Raw genomic sequence first — 15,959 nt, 5'->3', positions numbered from 1 at the left:
CCCTCACACGCCAAATCCTAGCTTTGGTGGATATACGCCCCCGGTGCCGCGCCCAGACTTGCCGCAGGCTTGCGCGCAGCCACTGGGCCACTGCTTTGAGCGTCCAGCCACCGCGCCCATTCCGGCCACCACGACCCCTCAACAGGGTCATGCGTGGCAAGCCAGCCATCAGGGCCAATGTAATGCGCGCCCGCAGGACGATGCCCGATACGGTAATGCCGCCCCTTATGGCCCGGTTCGGACAAAATGCCCCCGTTATGCCCGCCCTTGGTCAGCAAGAGATGCATGTCGCAATCGGTGAACAACGCGGTTTTATACACAGACCGCCACGGCGCAATATGGTCGGTTTCCGTTGCCACCACGAACATCGGCGCATCAATATCCTTCAACGCAATCACACGGTCCTCAACTGCGAACCGCCCCGCCGTGATGCGGTTTTCCAAAAACACACCGCGCAGATATTCGGAATGCATGCGTGCGGGCATACGCGTCGTGTCATTGACCCAGACGCTCATATCTGTGGGCAAGTCCGGCTCGCCCAGAAAATAGCGCCGCACAGCGCGTGACCAGATCAGGTCTTCGGACCGGATCGCCGCAAAGGCTCCTGACATCTGGGGCCGGTCCAGATACCCTTGCGCCCACATCATGTCTTCCAGATAGGCAACCTGACTTTCATCCAGAAACAACAGCAACTCGCCCGCTTCAACGAAATCTACCTGTGCTGCCATCAAGGTGATCGAGGCAAGGCGCGCGTCATGGTCGCGCGCCATGGTCGCGGCGGCAATCGCCAGCAACGTGCCGCCCAAACAATACCCGTTGGCATGAACCTTCTGCTCGGGCACGATCTTGTTCACGACGTCCAGCGCCTGCATCACACCCTGAAGGCGGTAATCTTCCAGCGACCATTCGGCATGCTCGGCACCCGGATTGCGCCACGAGATGCAAAACACGGTATAGCCCTGCCCCACCAGCCAGCGGATCAACGAGTTTTCCGGCGAGAGGTCCAGAATATAATATTTCATAATCCATGCAGGCACGATCAGCACAGGCTCTGCCTGCACCTTGTCAGTGGTCGGGCTGTATTGAATAAGCTCCATCAGGTCATTGCGGTACACCACTTCGCCCGGCGTGCAGGCAAGAACCTTGCCCAAGGCGAATTCTTCGGGCACAGGCCGGTGTTCATGGGCCAGGACATGCTGGGCATCATCGGCAAAATGCACCGCGCCCTCGAACATATTGCGCGCGCCTGTCTGCCATGTCTTTTCCAGAATTTCAGGATTTGCCACAGGGAAATTCGCAGGCGACACCGTATCCAGAAGCTGACGCATCATGAACCCGGTGCGCTGCGCATTCTGTCGTTTCAGCCCGCGCAGGTCCGATGTGGCCGCCTGCCACCAATCCTGTGCACCCAAAAATCCCTGTTGCCACACGGCAAAGGGCGGCTTGTCCCACCCGGCATGCGACCAGCGCGTATCATAGCGCCCCGGCGCAAAGGGCTTGTCCGGGGACTGGCCAAATGTCGCGGCGGTTCCAAATTGGGCCAGCTTGATCCAATTCGTCTGCGCGCGCTCCATCAGCTCGATCTGTCTGCCCGGTGCGCGGGCCAGATGCATTGCCCAATCCCCCCAAGCGTCAAGAATTGCATGCGGCGACAGGCCAGATGTCATCCGGGCCAGACTGGCCATCGCACTGCGATCCAGTGCGGCATGGGCGTGCCGCCCCGCGTCACTGGACGCGCTTTGTTTGGCAGGCAAAAAGACATGCGGCGTCCGGGCAGGTGGTACGTCTGCCTGCGCCGGTTTCGGGCGCTTGGGCTTTTGGGTCATGCTGTGGCCTCCTGCTCTGTCGTGGCAAATATGCGCGGGCGTGCCTGCAAGGCACATCCTGTTGGTCGTGACGAAACCCATCTGGCGCGCGCACCGCGTTACAGGGCCGTCCTTGGTGCGGCCAGATAGTGGCCCCGACATGTGGAATAAGAGCATTTTACGGCACCCGCTGTCACTGATCCATGTCAAGTCACGCCAGAATGCGCACACACATCACATAACGGCCATGCGCGCGCGCCGGTTTCATGACCTTGACATGGCGGCCAATCACAGCGAGAGAGGGGCGCACACACTGCCCTGCTCCGGCGCGTCCGGATCGGGCGGTGTTTCTGGTTTCCCGCCTTGCTGTGCTGACAAGACGCAAGGACGCATGTGAGCACCTGATGTGCTGTATGCAGATACTTCCAATGTGACGCTCGGTAATGGGACCGGTCATGTGTCGCGTTGACACCTTTCAACGGCATGACTGCCCTAATACCATGGATATACCCGCTATGATCACTCCCCTGTCCGAAGCCCTTGCAGAACGTGGCTTCGACAAACTCACACCCGTCCAGAACGCGGTCACCGCCGAGGATATCGGCGATCAGGACCTTCTGGTTTCTGCGCAAACCGGATCAGGCAAGACAGTTGGCTTCGGCATGGCCATCGCCCCCACGATGCTGGGCGGCGACGACCGCTTTGGCCCGGCAGCAGCGCCCTTGGCGCTGGTTGTTGCCCCCACGCGCGAGCTGGCCTTTCAGGTCATGCGCGAATTGACGTGGCTTTATGCCAAGACCGGCGCAATCGTGACATCGTGTGTCGGTGGCATGGACAGCCGCCAGGAACGCCGCGCGCTGGAACGTGGCGCGCATATCGTTGTCGGCACGCCCGGACGCCTGCGCGACCATATCGAGCGCAATGCCCTTGATCTAAGTGAATTGCGCGCAGTTGTGCTGGATGAGGCCGACGAAATGCTCGACATGGGCTTTCGTGAAGACCTTGAATTCATGCTGGGCAAGGCACCGGCAGAGCGCCGCACGCTGATGTTCTCGGCCACCGTTTCGCCGATGATCGCCAAACTGGCCAAGCAATACCAGCGCGACGCACGCCGCATCAGCACGCTTGGCAGCACAGACCAACATGCCGATATCTCGTATCAGGCGCTGCGCGTAGCCGCATCTGACAGCGAACACGCCATCTTCAACCTGCTGCGCTTTCATGCCGACCAAAGTGCGATTGTGTTTTGCAACACCCGCGCCGCTGTCAGCCATTTGTCGGCACGCCTGACCAATCGCGGGCTGGCCACAGTCACCCTGTCGGGCGAGTTGAGTCAGACCGAACGCACCCACGCGCTGCAAGCCATGCGCGATGGTCGCGCGCGGGTCTGTGTGGCCACCGATGTGGCCGCACGCGGCATTGACCTGCCGAACCTGAACCTTGTTATCCACGCCGACCTGCCCACCAATACCGAAAGCCTGCTGCACCGCTCGGGCCGGACAGGGCGCGCAGGCCGCAAGGGCATCTCGGCGCTGATCGTGCCGCCACGGGCCTTGCGCAAGGCCGAGAACCTGCTGAAATGGTCCAAGATTTCTGCGGAATGGACGGTCGCACCCTCGGTCGAGGATATTCTGCAAAAGGACGAAGAGCGCTTGCTGGCGGACCCGGCATGGACAACACCCCTGACCGAGGATGAACAGACCTTTGCAGCAAAGCTGCTGGCCCTTCATGCGCCCGAAGTGGTGGCTGCCGCTTACTTGCGCCTCTATCAGCAACGCAACGCAGCCCCCGAAGATTTGCTGCCGCCAGAGGCGAAACCCGCCGCGCGCGAACATAAGGCATTCGGCCCAAGCCGCTGGTTCGCGCTGTCGGTCGGGCGTGACGACAAGGCCGAACCACGCTGGATTCTGCCGCTGCTGTGCCGCGCGGGCAATCTGGACAAAACCGCGATTGGCGCGATCCGCGTGCAGGACAATGAGACGCATGTCGAATTGACCGAGGCCAGCGCCGCTGGCTTCATGACCGCTCTGGGTGCAGGCGGGGTGCTGGAAGACGGCATCGTTGCGCGCCCGATGGAGACAGCACCAGATCGGCAATCAGGCGGCGGCGGCAGGCCGAAATCCGATTCAGGCCCCCGACCACGCCCTGAATACCGCGGCAGCGCCCCCGCATCACGGGCCCGCACCGAGGGCGCACCTGAACGCAAAGCCCCCGCCGCACCCCGCGCCGACGGCGAGAGAAAGCCGCGCCACAGTGCCGCCACCAGCCCTGCCCCGCGCGCCACTAGCAAGCCCGATGCCTATAAGCCGAAAGACAAGGCGGATGCGTATAAGCCAAAGGAAAAGTTTGACGCCCCACGCGGCAAGGACAGCTACAAGCCCAAGGACAAGCCCGATGGCCCGCGCGCCAAGGCCAAGTTCGACCGCTATGACCCGGCTGTGAAACCTGCGGGCAAGCCCGCGTCCAAGTCAAAGCCAAAACCCATGGGCAAGCCATCGGCCCCGGCGGCGGATGCGCGCGACAGCTCCAAGCGCTTCACCCCTCCTGGTGCGGCAAAACCCGCCGCGCGCAAACCTCGCGCAACGGCCCGCCCCGGTGGGGCAGAGCCGCCCAAGCGCGGCAAGCGTTAATTCTCCGAAGCTGACAAAAGATTCCCCCCAACGGGCTAAAGGGGCATTTTGCGGGACTTGGCAACAATTCAGATGCGCGGAATCAAGGGCGTTAGCCCGCCGCGCATCGCTGGGCCGCACCCACGGCACGGCGATTGGGTTGCCACCAGCGCATAGCTTTGATCTTTCGCGGATTTGGCCAGCATAAAGCGCTACAGATCCAACCGTGGATCGCCGCACCGCGGCCCGGTGCTGCGCGGCTCCTCGAAAACATCCACTAACCACAATACCGATTCAGCATCACGGCCGGACGCTCAGCGCCCGGCCCTTTTCATTCTGCCCCGCGCCAGCGCTTCAAACAGCGCAAACAGGATCAGGCTTTGTGCCGCCAATACCAGCAGGGCTGCAAACATCAGGTCGGTCTGCCCGCGCCCGTTGGCCATGAGCATCAGATACCCAAGCCCGCGCGACGAGCCGACCCATTCCCCGATAACCACCGCAAAAGGCGCATAAACCACCGCCAGCCGCAGGCCAGAGGCCAGCGCGGGCAGCGCATTGGGCAATTGCAGCAAGAACAGGCGGCGCAAAGGTGTCGTGCGCATCATCTGGGCCAGATCATTCAGCGGCGCAGGCAAGCGCATCAGCCCGTCGAAAAAGGCCGATGTGACCGGGAAATAGATCACCAGCATGACCACGACAATCTTGGACGGTGCGCCATAGCCAAGCCATAGGGTAATGATCGGGGCCAGCGCAAAGACAGGCACCGCTTGCGCAAATATCAGCATGGGGCGCAACAACAGCCGCGCGCCGGGTGACAGCGCCAGATTAAGCGCCGTCGCCACGCCAAGCGCCACCCCAGCCGCCAGCCCGATAGCAAGGTTGGCCGCCGTGAAACGCGCATGTTCCCATAACAGCGGCGCATTGCCCCAAAGGCTGGCCCCCACACGCCCCGGCCCCGGCAGGATGAAGGGCGGCACCCCGCTGGCCCAGACAATTGTTTGCCAGACGCCCAGCGCAAACCCCAACGCCAGCAGACCGCGCAACACAGGGGAATTCAGCCAGCGCATAAAGCAGGCTCCGCCCTGTGCAGCCGCGCCAACAGCCGCGCTTGCGCAGCCAGCGTTGGGGCGGCGGTATAGTCGCGCGGGGTGGGGCTGGCAGGCAGGTCCAGCACTTCGGCCCCGTCGGGGCCAAGCAGATAGGCATGATCCGACAGCCGGATTGCCTCTAACGGGTCATGCGTTATAAGAATGACCGTGCGCCCCTGCAACAGCGATGCGGCCAAATCCTGCATCGCCAGCCGCGTGACTGTGTCGAGTGCGGAAAACGGCTCGTCCAGCACGACGATGGGGCAATCTTCCATCAGCACACGCGCCAACCCGACACGCTGGCGCTGGCCGCCTGACAAGGCATCGGGGCGGCGGCGCTCCATCCCTTCCAGCCCGACTTGCGCCAGCAACGCGCGGGCACGCGCAATATCTGGCCGCGCACCGCGCAGCCGCGCGCCGATGGTGACGTTTTGCACGCAATCAGCCCAAGGCAAAAGCTGCCCCTCCTGCGCCATCATCGCCACGCGACCCGCAAGCGGCGCGCCATCCTCAGCACCAAGCACGCCTTCCAGCCGGTAGGGGCCGGGCAGCCCCGCAATCAGCCGCGCAAGGGTGGATTTGCCCACGCCAGACGGACCAAGCAGGCCAGTCCAGCGCTGCGCAGGCATCGCCAGCGCCAGATTGCGGATCAGGGGTGCAGCACCCATCCACAGATCGCCCCGGATGCGCAAGGCCGTCATGCGCCCGCGAGTCCCATCTGCCAGAACCCCACTTCCAGCCGTGTGGCCGTGGCGAATTTCTGCGCCAGGTGCTCAAAGCGCGGCAGACTGGCCCAATCCGGCCCCAGCCTGTGGGCCAGCGCGCCGTCGATCAGACCGCCCACATCATGGCACAGCGCCTGATACTCCTCTCCGGCATAGGTTTCGATCCAGTCCGAATACGGCCCGCCTGCTCCTTTCAGCCGCGCGCCAATCTCGCCATACCCCATCACACATGGGGCAAGGGCGGCCATCAGGTCCAGAAAATCGCCCGAATAGCCCGCTTCCAGCACATAGCGGGTATAGGCAAGGTTGGCGGGCGCCTCGATCGTGGCCTCCAACGCTTGCGCATCAATCCCCTCGGCCGCGCAGATGTGCACATGAAGCGGCATCTCATGATGCACCAATGCTTGCACCGTGGCAGATGCCGCCTGCATTTCCGCCAAGGTGCCCGCCTTGGCCGCCGCCAGCGCCCATGCCCGCGCGAAATGGGTCAGGAACACATAATCCTGCCGCAGATAATGCAGGAAATTCGCGCGCGGCAGATCACCCCGGCGCAAGGCTTCGACAAAGTCATGCCGCGTATAGGCCCCCCACTCTGGCGCAGAGGCGCGCCAGAGGGTGAAAGCGCGGCCATAATCCGGCGCGCTCATGGTGTTGCCTGTGCAGTCACATCAACGGCCAGCGCATCGACCGACAGCCCGCCCGCAGTGGCCCCGCGTTCCGCCATAAACGCCTCGAACCGTGCATAGCGCCCGGCATCAAGTGCGGCAGGGCGGGTGGCGAAGCGCGGCCATGTATCGCCCCATGCGCGGGTGTTCAACTCGGTCTGCAACTCGGATGCGGTGGCCGAGAAAATCTCCCATGCCTCATCGGGGTTGTTGAGGATAAAGCCGGTCGCGCGCTCGGTCGCATCCAGAAAACGGGCAATGACATCGGCATCCATCTCGTCGGGATTGGCGACATAGATCAACTCGTCATAGCTGGGCACGCCCTCGGCCTCGGGGTAGAAACAGCGCCCTGCACTGCCTTCGATTTCAAGCTGGTTCAACTCGAAATTGCGAAACGCCCCGATCACGCCATCCACCTGCCCCGACATCAGCGCCGGCGAGATGGACCAGCCGATATTGATCTGCTCGACATCACCCGGTTCCATCCCGTGATGGGCCAGCATCGCGTCCAGCATCACCTCTTGCACACCGGCCACAGCGAAGCCCACTTTGCCGCCCTTCAGGTCTGCCATCTCCTGCACGGGACCGTCGGCCAGCACCACAAGGCAGGTCAGGGGCGTGGAAATCAGCGTGCCCACGCGGCGCAGCGGCAAGTCATTATGGCGGCTAAGGTGCAATTGCGGCTGGTAACTGATCGCAATATCCACGCGCCCTGCCGCTGCCATGCGCGGCGGATCATTCGGGTCGGCGGGGGTGACAGTTTCCACTTCCAGCCCGGCGTCGTCGAAATAACCCAATTCCTGCGCCAGAACGATGGGCGCGTGGTCGGGGTTCACAAACCAGTCCAGCATGACGCTAAGGCGGTCTTGTGCATGGGCTGGCAGCGCAAGGGTTGCGGTCAGCAGTGATGTGGCAAGCAGATGTTTCATAGGGGTCCTTTCAGTCGGTGAGGGCAAGAAGGGCGATATCGCCGCGCCAGTGGGTTTGCAGGATTTGGCCTGCGTTATGCGCCCGCAGACCCGTGGCACAGGCCAACACCACGCGTGCGCCCGCTGGCGGGGCAAGGGTGGCAATGGCATCAGGCGGGATGTGACGGGCGTCTGCGCAAAAGGGTGCTGCCTCATGACGCAGGTCGATCAGAAAATCCTGCGCGCATATCTCGCTGCGCGCGATAAAGGGCAAAGGCTGGTCAGGTTCGGCTGCCCCGTCAAAGCGAAAGCCCCCCATGCGCCAGCGCGCGGCATCAAGGCTGATGAGTTGCCCCAGCGGCGACGGGGACAGCCCCAGCAGCACCGACAGCGCCATTTGCGCCTGCAATGCGCCGATTGTGCCCACCACTGGCCCCATGACACCGGCTGTAGCACAGGTGGCCCCGCGTTCGGGCAGGTCGGGAAAGACGGCGCGCAAGGACGGCGCACCACCGCAGCACCCCGCCACATAGCCCGACAGCGCCAGCGCCGAGGCTGCGATCAGGGGCTTGCCCCTATCGCGGCAGGTGTCCGACAACGTCAGGCTGACGGCAAATGTATCGGCGCAATCAAGCACCACATCCGCCGCGGCCACCAGTTTCGGCGCATTGGCGGGGTCCAGCCATTGCTGATGCGCGACAACGTCAGTTTCGGGGTTCAGCGCCTGCAAAACGGATGCAGCGGCAAGCGCCTTTGGCTGGCCGATCTGGTCCATCCGGTACAGCGGCTGGCGGTGCAGGTTGTGCGCGGCCACTGTGTCACCATCGACCAGCGTGATCTGCCCCACACCCGCGCCCGCCAGATATTGCAACACCGGCACGCCCAACCCTCCGGCCCCCACAACCAGCACATGCGCGCGCCCCAGCCGCGCCTGTCCGTCTGGCCCGATCTCGGGCAAGACCATCTGGCGGGCATAACGGGTCATGCGCAGACCCCAAGCCATTCAGCGATGCGCGCCTCTGGGTCGGGGTTCAGCGTGATATCCGTCACCGCCGAGACGACATCCGCGCCCGCCTCAAACGCGCCCAATGCACGGTCCACGGACATGCCCCCAATGGCCACCAGCGGGATATTCCCCACCAGCCCCTTCCATTCGGTCACGCGCGCCAGCCCCTGCTGGTGCCATTTCATCTGCTTGAGGATCGTGGGGTAAACTGGCCCCAGCGCTACATAATCAGGGGCCAGCGCCAAGGCGCGGTCAAGCTCGGCATGGTCATGTGTCGACAGGCCCAGCTTCAGCCCCGCGCGCCGGATCGCGGGCAGGTCTGCCGCGTCCAGATCCTCCTGCCCCAGATGCAGCCAGTCGGCCCCTTCCTCAATGGCCAGTTGCCAATGGTCATTGACCACCAGCGCCGCCCCATGCGTCCGCGCCATGGCAAGCCCCACGCGGATGTCCAGCCGCAACGCATCTGGGTCGCGCTCTTTGATGCGCAGTTGCACAAATTTCACGCCAAGGGGCAGCGCCCGTTCCAGCCAGTCAACCGAGTCGAAGATCGGGTAGAATCGCGGCAATGTCATAGCCATGCCTTTCCAATAACAGGGGTCGAGGGGGCGGCCATGTCGCGCGGCTCCATCGGGTCAGCGGCTTGGGCCAGCGCACCCGCTTGCGCCGCCAGCGCGAAGGCCCGCGCCATTGCAACCGGATCACCCGCCTGCGCCACGGCGGTGTTCAGCAGCACCGCGTCAAAGCCCATCTCCATCGCATCGGCGGCATGGCTGGGCAGGCCAAGACCCGCATCAATCACCATCGGCACATCGGGAAAAGCTGCGCGCAGGGTTTTCAGCCCGTAGCGGTTGTTCAACCCAAGGCCAGAGCCGATGGGCGCGCCCCAAGGCATCAGCACTGTCGCGCCTGCCTCCAGCAAGCGCGCGGCCAGAACCTGATCTTCGGTGGTGTAGGGGAACACCTCGAACCCGTCAGCGGCAAGCGCTTCGGTCGCCTCCAACAGCCCGAACGGGTCGGCCTGCAACGTGTCGGCATGTCCGATCACTTCCAGCTTGATCCAGTTCGTCTCGAACATTTCGCGCGCCATCTGCGCCGTAGTGATCGCCTCGCGCGCGCTGTAGCAGCCTGCGGTATTGGGCAGGACATGCACGCCAAGCCCGCGAATGATGTCCCAGAACGCCTGCCCCTGCCCGCCCTCGCGCCGCAAGGACACGGTCGCCACCGATGCACCAGAGCTGCGAAACGCGTCCTCAAGCACAGCAGGGGACGGGTATTGTGCGGTGCCCAGCATCAAGGGGCTGTCCAGACTGACGCCATAAAACTTGCGCATCGCTCAGCCCCCCTGCATCGGCGCCAGCACTTCCAGCCGGTCGCCGTCGCGCAAAACTGTTGTCGGGCGTGCGGCTTTGGGCAGGAATTCACCGTTCAGCGCTGTGGCCACGCGCGCTGTCCCCCAGCCCAGTTCGGATAGCGCCTCAGCCACAGTTGCGGCTGTGAGCTCATGCGCTGTGCCATTGACCTCAATCTTCATAAACCAGTTCCCCTTTAAGTCCTTGCGTCAGAAACGCCACCGCCTGCCGCGCCAAAGCGGGTGCCATCAGATAGCCATGACGGAACAGACCGTTGAGGTGCAAAATACGCCCCTGCACCACCACGCGCGGCACATTATCGGCGAAGGCAGGGCGCAGATCGGTGCCGGTTTCCACCAGTTCCGCCTCAGCAAAACGCGGGTCGAGCGCATAGGCCGCACTCAGCAGTTCCAACACCGCGCGCGCCGAAATCCCGCGCCGGTCGGCACTCTCGATCTGGGTGGCCCCCAGCATATACAGCCCCCCCGCACGCGGCACGATATACAGCGCATGGCGCGGATGCAGCAGCCGGACGGGGCGCGTCAGCGCGATATCGGGCGCATGCAGCACCACCATTTCCCCGCGCACCCCGCGCAGCCCCGACACCGCGGCGGCCATGCCCCGCGCATCCATAACCGGCCCGTCAATATCTTCGGGCCGCACCTCGGCCCGCTCAACCACTATGCCGCGCGCAGACAGCGCCGCGACAAGGTCAGACAGGGCCGCGCGCGGGTCAAGATGGGCCTCGCCCTCAAAGAACAGCGCCTGAGTGGCCGTGCTCAGGTCAGGCTCCAACGTCGCCAGATCAGTGCTGACCAGCCGGTGACCAGATGTGCGGCGCGCAAAGCGGGCCAGTTCGGCGCGGTCACGCTGCAAGGCAACGACCAGCGACCCGCGATATGTGATTTCCGTCACCTCGGCCCAAGCCTGCGCCGCCGCCGCGCCGTGACGCACAATCGCAGCCTCGGCGGTGGCCCCTTCGCAATAGGGTGCCAGCATTCCACCGGCCCACCATGAACAGCCATGCGGGCCGGGCGGGCCGTTGCGGTCCAGAATGCGCGGGGTCAGTCCGGCCTTGCTGCATTCCCAAGCTGCCCACAGCCCGGCCACCCCTGCCCCGATGATGGTCACATCAGTCATGCGCCCAAACCTTGTGAAAATGATGCACAGGGCCATGCCCCGACCCGACCCGCAGATCATCCGCCGCAAGGATCGCGCCTTGCAGATAGGCATGCGCGCGCGCCACCGCCGCCCCCAAGGGCAGGCCTTGCGCAAAACCGGCCGCAATCGCGGCGGACAGCGTACAGCCTGTGCCATGCGTGTTGCGGGTGATATGACGCCGGGCGGTCAAACGGGTGGTCGCACCGCCCTCGATCAGCAGGTCAACACAGATTTCCCCTGTACCATGCCCGCCTTTCATCAACACAGCGTCGGCCCCCATAGCGCGCAGGGCATGGCCTTGCTCGGCCATCTCGGCCTCGGATGTCGCTTGGGTGGTGCCCAAAAGATCCGCCGCCTCGGGCAGATTCGGGGTCACCAATGCGGCCAAGGGCAAAAGCTGCTGGCGCAGCGCCTCCAATGCCTCGGGCGGCAGCAGCCGGTCGCCGGATTTGGCCACCATCACCGGGTCCAGCACAATGGGAACCCCGCGCCCCTGCACGCGCTGCGCGACTGTCGCTATCGCCTCGGGGCCGCCCAGCATCCCCAGCTTGAGCGCGCGCACATCAAGATCATCGAATACCGCATCAATCTGGGCCGTGATCATGGCAGGGGTTGCAGGCTCGACCATCGTGACGGCGCGGGTGTTTTGTGCTGTCAGCGCCGTAATCACCGACGCGCCATAAACGCCCAATGCTGAAAATGTCTTCAAATCGGCCTGAATACCTGCGCCGCCGCCCGAATCAGAGCCTGCGATGGTCAATGCGATGGGAACCAAAATGCCCCTCCTTGCTAATGGGTCCAACGCAAGGATACGGCATGTAGGTGCTATGCACCTGATCGTCACCGTTCCCTACGCCGGTATAATCCGGATCAGGTTCGATGGGTTGGCTCGCGCCTCTCAGCCCCTATGACAGGGCACCCCAACGGTTGTTACGTGTTAGGTAAATCTGATCGGCACGGTTGGCAAGGGGGCATGACCCAAAAGCAAAAGGCCCGCGAGCGCGAGCCTTTCAAACTTGTTTTGCAACATTTTTGAATTTGGTGGAGCCAAGCGGGATCGAACCGCTGACCTCTTGAATGCCATTCAAGCGCTCTCCCAACTGAGCTATGGCCCCACTGTTGCGACGAACCGTGCCGCGATGCCGCCTCATACGAGAGCACGCAGACCAGTGCAACAAAAAAACACCAGCCTGCGGCTCTTGATTACTCAGTCGTCATCATCCGATGCGACATCGGCCAGATCATCCAGCGCGACGGTATCTTCGTCGTCATCTTCCAGCAGTTCATCATCGACTTCGACCGCATCTTCATCGTCAACCAGCAGATCATCCTCTTCCTTGGCAGGGGCTGCCTTGGATTTGAGGGGGGCTGTGGTCACGTCGTCACGACGATCATTGCTGTCGAGTGGAACCACCTTGCCCGTGTAGGGGCTGATGATCGGAGAGTTGTTCAGGTCATAAAACCGTTTGCCGGTTTCAGGGCAGACGCGCTTAACGCCCCATTCTGGATTGGACATCTGCAATTCCTTTATTCGCGTGCCTTCCTTCAAGCTATGCGCCGTGCCATAACTCGACCATGCTGTAAAGGGCTGAGAGGCAGCGCGGGTCATAGGGCTGGCAGTTTTTGCGCCAGATACTGGTATTGTGAACGAAGCCACCTTGGGGAAAGCGGGCATATGCGGGTCGAGAACGGAATCGCCATTTTGCAAGGAACACCCGAGATTGCAGTGGTGTTGCGCCGTTCCGGTCAGGCCCGCAGGCTGAGTTTGCGGGTATCGGGCCTTGACGGGCGGGTCACACTGACACTGCCCAAAAGCCTGCGGTTGCAAGACGCGCTGGAATTCCTGCAAGAGCGCGAAAGCTGGTTGCGCGCCGCAGTCACCCGCGTTCCAGAGATAAGCCCCGTCGGGATCGGCCGCGAAATCATGCTGCATGGCAAGATCGTGCGAATCATGCAAGGGGCCGGCCCACGCCTTGGCGTCGAGGGCGCACAGCTTCTGGTCCCGCCGGACCCGACCGGCACCCGCACCGCGCTGCGCGTCGCCACCTATCTCAAGGCCAGCGCGCGTGCTGCACTCGTGCCCGCCTCTGAACGCTATGCCGCAGCCCTTGGACGGCCCATCGCCGCGATTGCGCTGCGCGACACGCGCTCGCGCTGGGGGTCATGCACGGCACAAGGACGGCTGATGTATTCATGGCGGCTGATCATGGCCCCGCCGGAGGTGCTGCATTATGTCGCCGCCCATGAAGTGGCGCATCTCGAACACATGGACCATTCGCGCAACTTCTGGGCCTGCGTGGCGCAACTGATGCCCGAATATAAGCAACACCGGCACTGGCTGCGCGACAATGGTGCGCTGCTGCACAGCTATTGCTTCACATCGCGCCCCTGCGCGGACAATGGGTAGCGCTCCAACACATCGTATTGCGCACCATCAGCGCGCAGATGCGACCGGAACAGGGCGATTTCACTGACCTCAAACGCCTCGGTGCGAAACGTCGCGTCGCGCGCGACAGCGGCTTCCAGTTCCGCCTGATTGAAACTGCCGGGACGCAAATAGGACAGGGTGACATGCGGGCTGTAGCGCCGCGCTTCGGGCGCAAAGCCCGCGACACGCGCCAGCCGCATCAGCTTTTGCTGGAGCGCCATCAATTGAGGGGCCGGAGCAACACAGGCGTGCAGGTTATGCGGTTTTGACTTGCCATACAGGCCAAGCCCTGAAACCTGAACGGAAAAATCAGGCACTTCCAGCCGCGTCAGCGCTTCATCCAGCGCCTCTAGCTGGGCCATCTCCGCCTCCCCCAGAAAGACCAGCGTGATGTGGAAACTCTCGGGCGGCAGCTTGCGCTTCACCGGCAGCAGAAACTGTTGCAGCACCAAATGACTGCGGATATGCGCGGGCAATTCCAGCCCAAGAAAGACACGCATTCTGGGACTGCCCTACTCCGCCGCATAGGTCGCGGCGACCTCATACATCACCGGCTCGAAGCGCGCGCATTGCACGGCAATGGCGCGGTTGCGCGCGCGCATCTCTGATGTGCGCAGCATGGCCTGAAAATCTGCCCGCTCGCGCCACCGCGAATAGGTGGAAATGCGCGTCTGGGCATCATTGACATGGATCGCGGCACCCCGAAATCCCGGCTGGTGGCGGATCACCTTGTCATAAGCATCCTGCAAGGCTTCGAGCACATCGGTGCAGGTGCCCGGTGTCATCTCGAATGTGGAAATGACTGTCTGCTCGTCATTGGTTGCGCTGATCTGCATCTCGCGGCCCTCCCTGAGCTATGGCCCATCGTGCCGCAAACCTGTGCCAAGATCAATCGTTCAGCATTGCCATCAGGCGCGCTTTCTCGCCCCGGTCCTGCGGGTCGGAAATCGCTTCGGCCAAAGCCTCGATTGACGCGATGGAATGGGCGGCACGAAAAGCGTCCACATGGGGCAGCATGGCGCGCACGCCACGTGCGCGCGGCGCGAAACTGTCCCAGCGCAGAAGCGGGTTCAGCCAGATCAGGCGCTTGGAAGACAGGTGCAGCCGCTCCATTTCGCGTGCGAGCAAGGCGGGGTCGTCGCGGTCCAGCCCGTCCGAGATCAGCAGCACCACCGCCCCCTGCCCCAACACACGGCGCGTCCAATCCACATTGAAGCTGCGCAAACAGCCGCCGATGCGCGTGCCCCCCTGCCAGTCCTGCGCCTCGGCTCCGGCGGCATTCAGCGCGGCATCGACATCGCGGGTGCGCAGATGGCGGGTGATATTGGTCAGCCTTGTGCCAAAGGTGAAGGCGTGAACCTTCGACCAGCCCTGCCCCTGCCGATTGGCCACAGCATGGACGAAATGCAACACCATACGCGAATATTGCGACATAGAACCTGAGATGTCGCACAGCACCACCAGCGCAGGCCAGCGCGTGACGGGGCGGCGGTGGTGCAGTTTCGTGACCTCGCCCCCCTGCCGGATGGCCGCGCGCAATGTGCCGCGCCAATCCGGTTTGCGGCCCCGAAAATCAGCGCGCAGGCGGCGCGTGGCGAGGGGTTTGACCGGCAGCGACAGACGCGCCAGCATACGCCGCGCCTGCGCGGCCTCTTGCGTGGACATCTGCTCAAAATCAAGACTGCGCAGACGCTCATCGCTGGATGCGGTTTGCGAGGCGTCGATCTCGATTTCGGTATTCTCCGTCTCATCGCCACCCTGCGGCAGATCCGGTGCCTCGGCCCCGTCCAGAAGCGCTTCGGCAGCACGTTTGGCCGCAGCCTCGGCGGCTTTCTGCTCGGCAACATTGCGGATGGCTGGCAGCATCATCGACATCATATGTTCCAGATAGCGCGGATCGCGCCAATAGAGCTGGAAAATCTGATTGAAAACCTGCCGCTCTTCGGGGCGATTGACGAAAACCGCATGCAATACCCAGTAGAAATCCGGCTTGCGGTCAAACCCCGCCACCGCCACTGCCTCGATCGCGGCTTGGACACGCCCCGGTCCGATGGGCAGGCCCGCGCGGCGCAGCGCACGCGCAAAATGGGTTATATTGTCAACCAGTTTGCCATCTTCGGGGATGTCCAGATCGGTGTAGCGCGCCATCGCTCAGCCCGCGATCAGGGGCTTTGCCCCTCTTGGCTGCGCCAATTCACCCCAGAGTATTTCCGGC

17 protein-coding genes, 1 tRNA gene and 1 riboswitch are annotated in these 15,959 nt (G+C 63.3%); of the genes, 2 read left to right on the top strand and 16 right to left on the bottom strand.

All coding sequences use genetic code 11. From position 1 onward, the window contains the following. Window positions 1-17: 17 nt before the first annotated feature. Window positions 18-1,826: a PHA/PHB synthase family protein gene (locus tag BD293_RS03555; protein WP_142079898.1), complete on the bottom strand. Its 1,809-nt coding sequence runs from the start codon at window positions 1,824-1,826 to the stop codon at window positions 18-20. A gap of 494 nt (window positions 1,827-2,320) precedes the next feature. On the opposite strand from BD293_RS03555, the gene BD293_RS03550 reads away from it, so the two are divergent. Continuing rightward, complete coding sequence (locus BD293_RS03550) at window positions 2,321-4,435, top strand: DEAD/DEAH box helicase (protein ID WP_142079897.1); 2,115 nt, start codon at window positions 2,321-2,323, stop codon at window positions 4,433-4,435. Window positions 4,436-4,728: 293 nt separating this feature from the next. Here BD293_RS03550 and BD293_RS03545 read toward each other — a convergent pair whose 3' ends face one another. From BD293_RS03545 to BD293_RS03490, 12 genes are all read right to left on the bottom strand, one after another. After that, on the bottom strand, window positions 4,729-5,481 hold the full coding sequence (locus tag BD293_RS03545; RefSeq protein ID WP_142079896.1) for an ABC transporter permease: 753 nt from the start codon (window positions 5,479-5,481) through the stop codon (window positions 4,729-4,731). After that, window positions 5,469-6,203 (bottom strand): ABC transporter ATP-binding protein, encoded by a 735-nt coding sequence (locus BD293_RS03540; protein ID WP_142079895.1) that lies wholly within the window; start codon window positions 6,201-6,203, stop codon window positions 5,469-5,471. The genes BD293_RS03545 and BD293_RS03540 overlap by 13 nt, the downstream gene beginning before the upstream one ends. After that, window positions 6,200-6,874, bottom strand: coding sequence for a thiaminase II (tenA, locus tag BD293_RS03535; protein WP_142079894.1), 675 nt, complete (start codon window positions 6,872-6,874; stop codon window positions 6,200-6,202). The genes BD293_RS03540 and tenA overlap by 4 nt, the downstream gene beginning before the upstream one ends. Next, complete coding sequence (locus BD293_RS03530; protein ID WP_142079893.1) at window positions 6,871-7,821, bottom strand: ABC transporter substrate-binding protein; 951 nt, start codon at window positions 7,819-7,821, stop codon at window positions 6,871-6,873. Before BD293_RS03530 ends, tenA begins: the two co-directional genes overlap by 4 nt. A gap of 10 nt (window positions 7,822-7,831) precedes the next feature. Next, window positions 7,832-8,785, bottom strand: a complete 954-nt coding sequence (locus BD293_RS03525; protein WP_211840986.1) for a HesA/MoeB/ThiF family protein — start codon at window positions 8,783-8,785, stop codon at window positions 7,832-7,834. Next, window positions 8,782-9,378 (bottom strand): thiamine phosphate synthase, encoded by a 597-nt coding sequence (locus BD293_RS03520; protein ID WP_142079891.1) that lies wholly within the window; start codon window positions 9,376-9,378, stop codon window positions 8,782-8,784. The genes BD293_RS03525 and BD293_RS03520 overlap by 4 nt, the downstream gene beginning before the upstream one ends. Continuing rightward, window positions 9,375-10,136 carry a thiazole synthase gene (locus tag BD293_RS03515; protein WP_142079890.1) on the bottom strand — a complete coding sequence of 254 codons (762 nt, stop codon included), beginning with the start codon at window positions 10,134-10,136 and terminating at the stop codon, window positions 9,375-9,377. Before BD293_RS03515 ends, BD293_RS03520 begins: the two co-directional genes overlap by 4 nt. 3 nt (window positions 10,137-10,139) lie before the next feature. Beyond that, window positions 10,140-10,337, bottom strand: a complete 198-nt coding sequence (gene thiS / locus BD293_RS03510; RefSeq protein WP_142079889.1) for a sulfur carrier protein ThiS — start codon at window positions 10,335-10,337, stop codon at window positions 10,140-10,142. Beyond that, window positions 10,327-11,295 carry an FAD-dependent oxidoreductase gene (locus BD293_RS03505; RefSeq protein WP_142079888.1) on the bottom strand — a complete coding sequence of 323 codons (969 nt, stop codon included), beginning with the start codon at window positions 11,293-11,295 and terminating at the stop codon, window positions 10,327-10,329. Before BD293_RS03505 ends, thiS begins: the two co-directional genes overlap by 11 nt. Next, complete coding sequence (gene thiD / locus BD293_RS03500) at window positions 11,288-12,091, bottom strand: bifunctional hydroxymethylpyrimidine kinase/phosphomethylpyrimidine kinase (RefSeq protein WP_142079887.1); 804 nt, start codon at window positions 12,089-12,091, stop codon at window positions 11,288-11,290. The genes BD293_RS03505 and thiD overlap by 8 nt, the downstream gene beginning before the upstream one ends. Window positions 12,092-12,146: 55 nt before the next feature. Further along, window positions 12,147-12,249: riboswitch (TPP riboswitch) on the bottom strand. A gap of 106 nt (window positions 12,250-12,355) precedes the next feature. After that, window positions 12,356-12,431 (bottom strand) — tRNA-Ala (locus tag BD293_RS03495). 92 nt (window positions 12,432-12,523) lie between these two features. Continuing rightward, window positions 12,524-12,832, bottom strand: a complete 309-nt coding sequence (locus BD293_RS03490) for a TIGR02300 family protein (protein ID WP_142079886.1) — start codon at window positions 12,830-12,832, stop codon at window positions 12,524-12,526. A 159-nt stretch (window positions 12,833-12,991) separates the two neighbouring features. Between BD293_RS03490 and BD293_RS03485 the strand changes: the two genes are divergently transcribed. Further along, window positions 12,992-13,723 (top strand): M48 family metallopeptidase, encoded by a 732-nt coding sequence (locus BD293_RS03485; RefSeq protein WP_142079885.1) that lies wholly within the window; start codon window positions 12,992-12,994, stop codon window positions 13,721-13,723. On the opposite strand, the gene thpR is transcribed toward BD293_RS03485, so the two are convergent. From thpR to BD293_RS03470, 3 genes are read right to left on the bottom strand one after another with little or no spacing between them, the layout of a single operon-like run. Continuing rightward, on the bottom strand, window positions 13,684-14,244 hold the full coding sequence (thpR, locus tag BD293_RS03480) for an RNA 2',3'-cyclic phosphodiesterase (protein WP_142079884.1): 561 nt from the start codon (window positions 14,242-14,244) through the stop codon (window positions 13,684-13,686). The two genes, BD293_RS03485 and thpR, sit on opposite strands and share 40 nt — an antisense overlap. 12 nt (window positions 14,245-14,256) lie before the next feature. Next, window positions 14,257-14,580: an antibiotic biosynthesis monooxygenase family protein gene (locus BD293_RS03475; RefSeq protein WP_142079883.1), complete on the bottom strand. Its 324-nt coding sequence runs from the start codon at window positions 14,578-14,580 to the stop codon at window positions 14,257-14,259. 52 nt (window positions 14,581-14,632) lie between these two features. Further along, window positions 14,633-15,892: a vWA domain-containing protein gene (locus BD293_RS03470; protein ID WP_142079882.1), complete on the bottom strand. Its 1,260-nt coding sequence runs from the start codon at window positions 15,890-15,892 to the stop codon at window positions 14,633-14,635. Window positions 15,893-15,959: the final 67 nt, after the last annotated feature.

It is taken from the genome of Roseinatronobacter monicus (genome assembly GCF_006716865.1).
In the GTDB taxonomy this organism is placed as follows: domain Bacteria; phylum Pseudomonadota; class Alphaproteobacteria; order Rhodobacterales; family Rhodobacteraceae; genus Roseinatronobacter; species Roseinatronobacter monicus.
The sequence above is the reverse complement of the archived record's forward strand: the minus strand, read 5'-3'. Positions and strand labels throughout refer to the sequence as shown.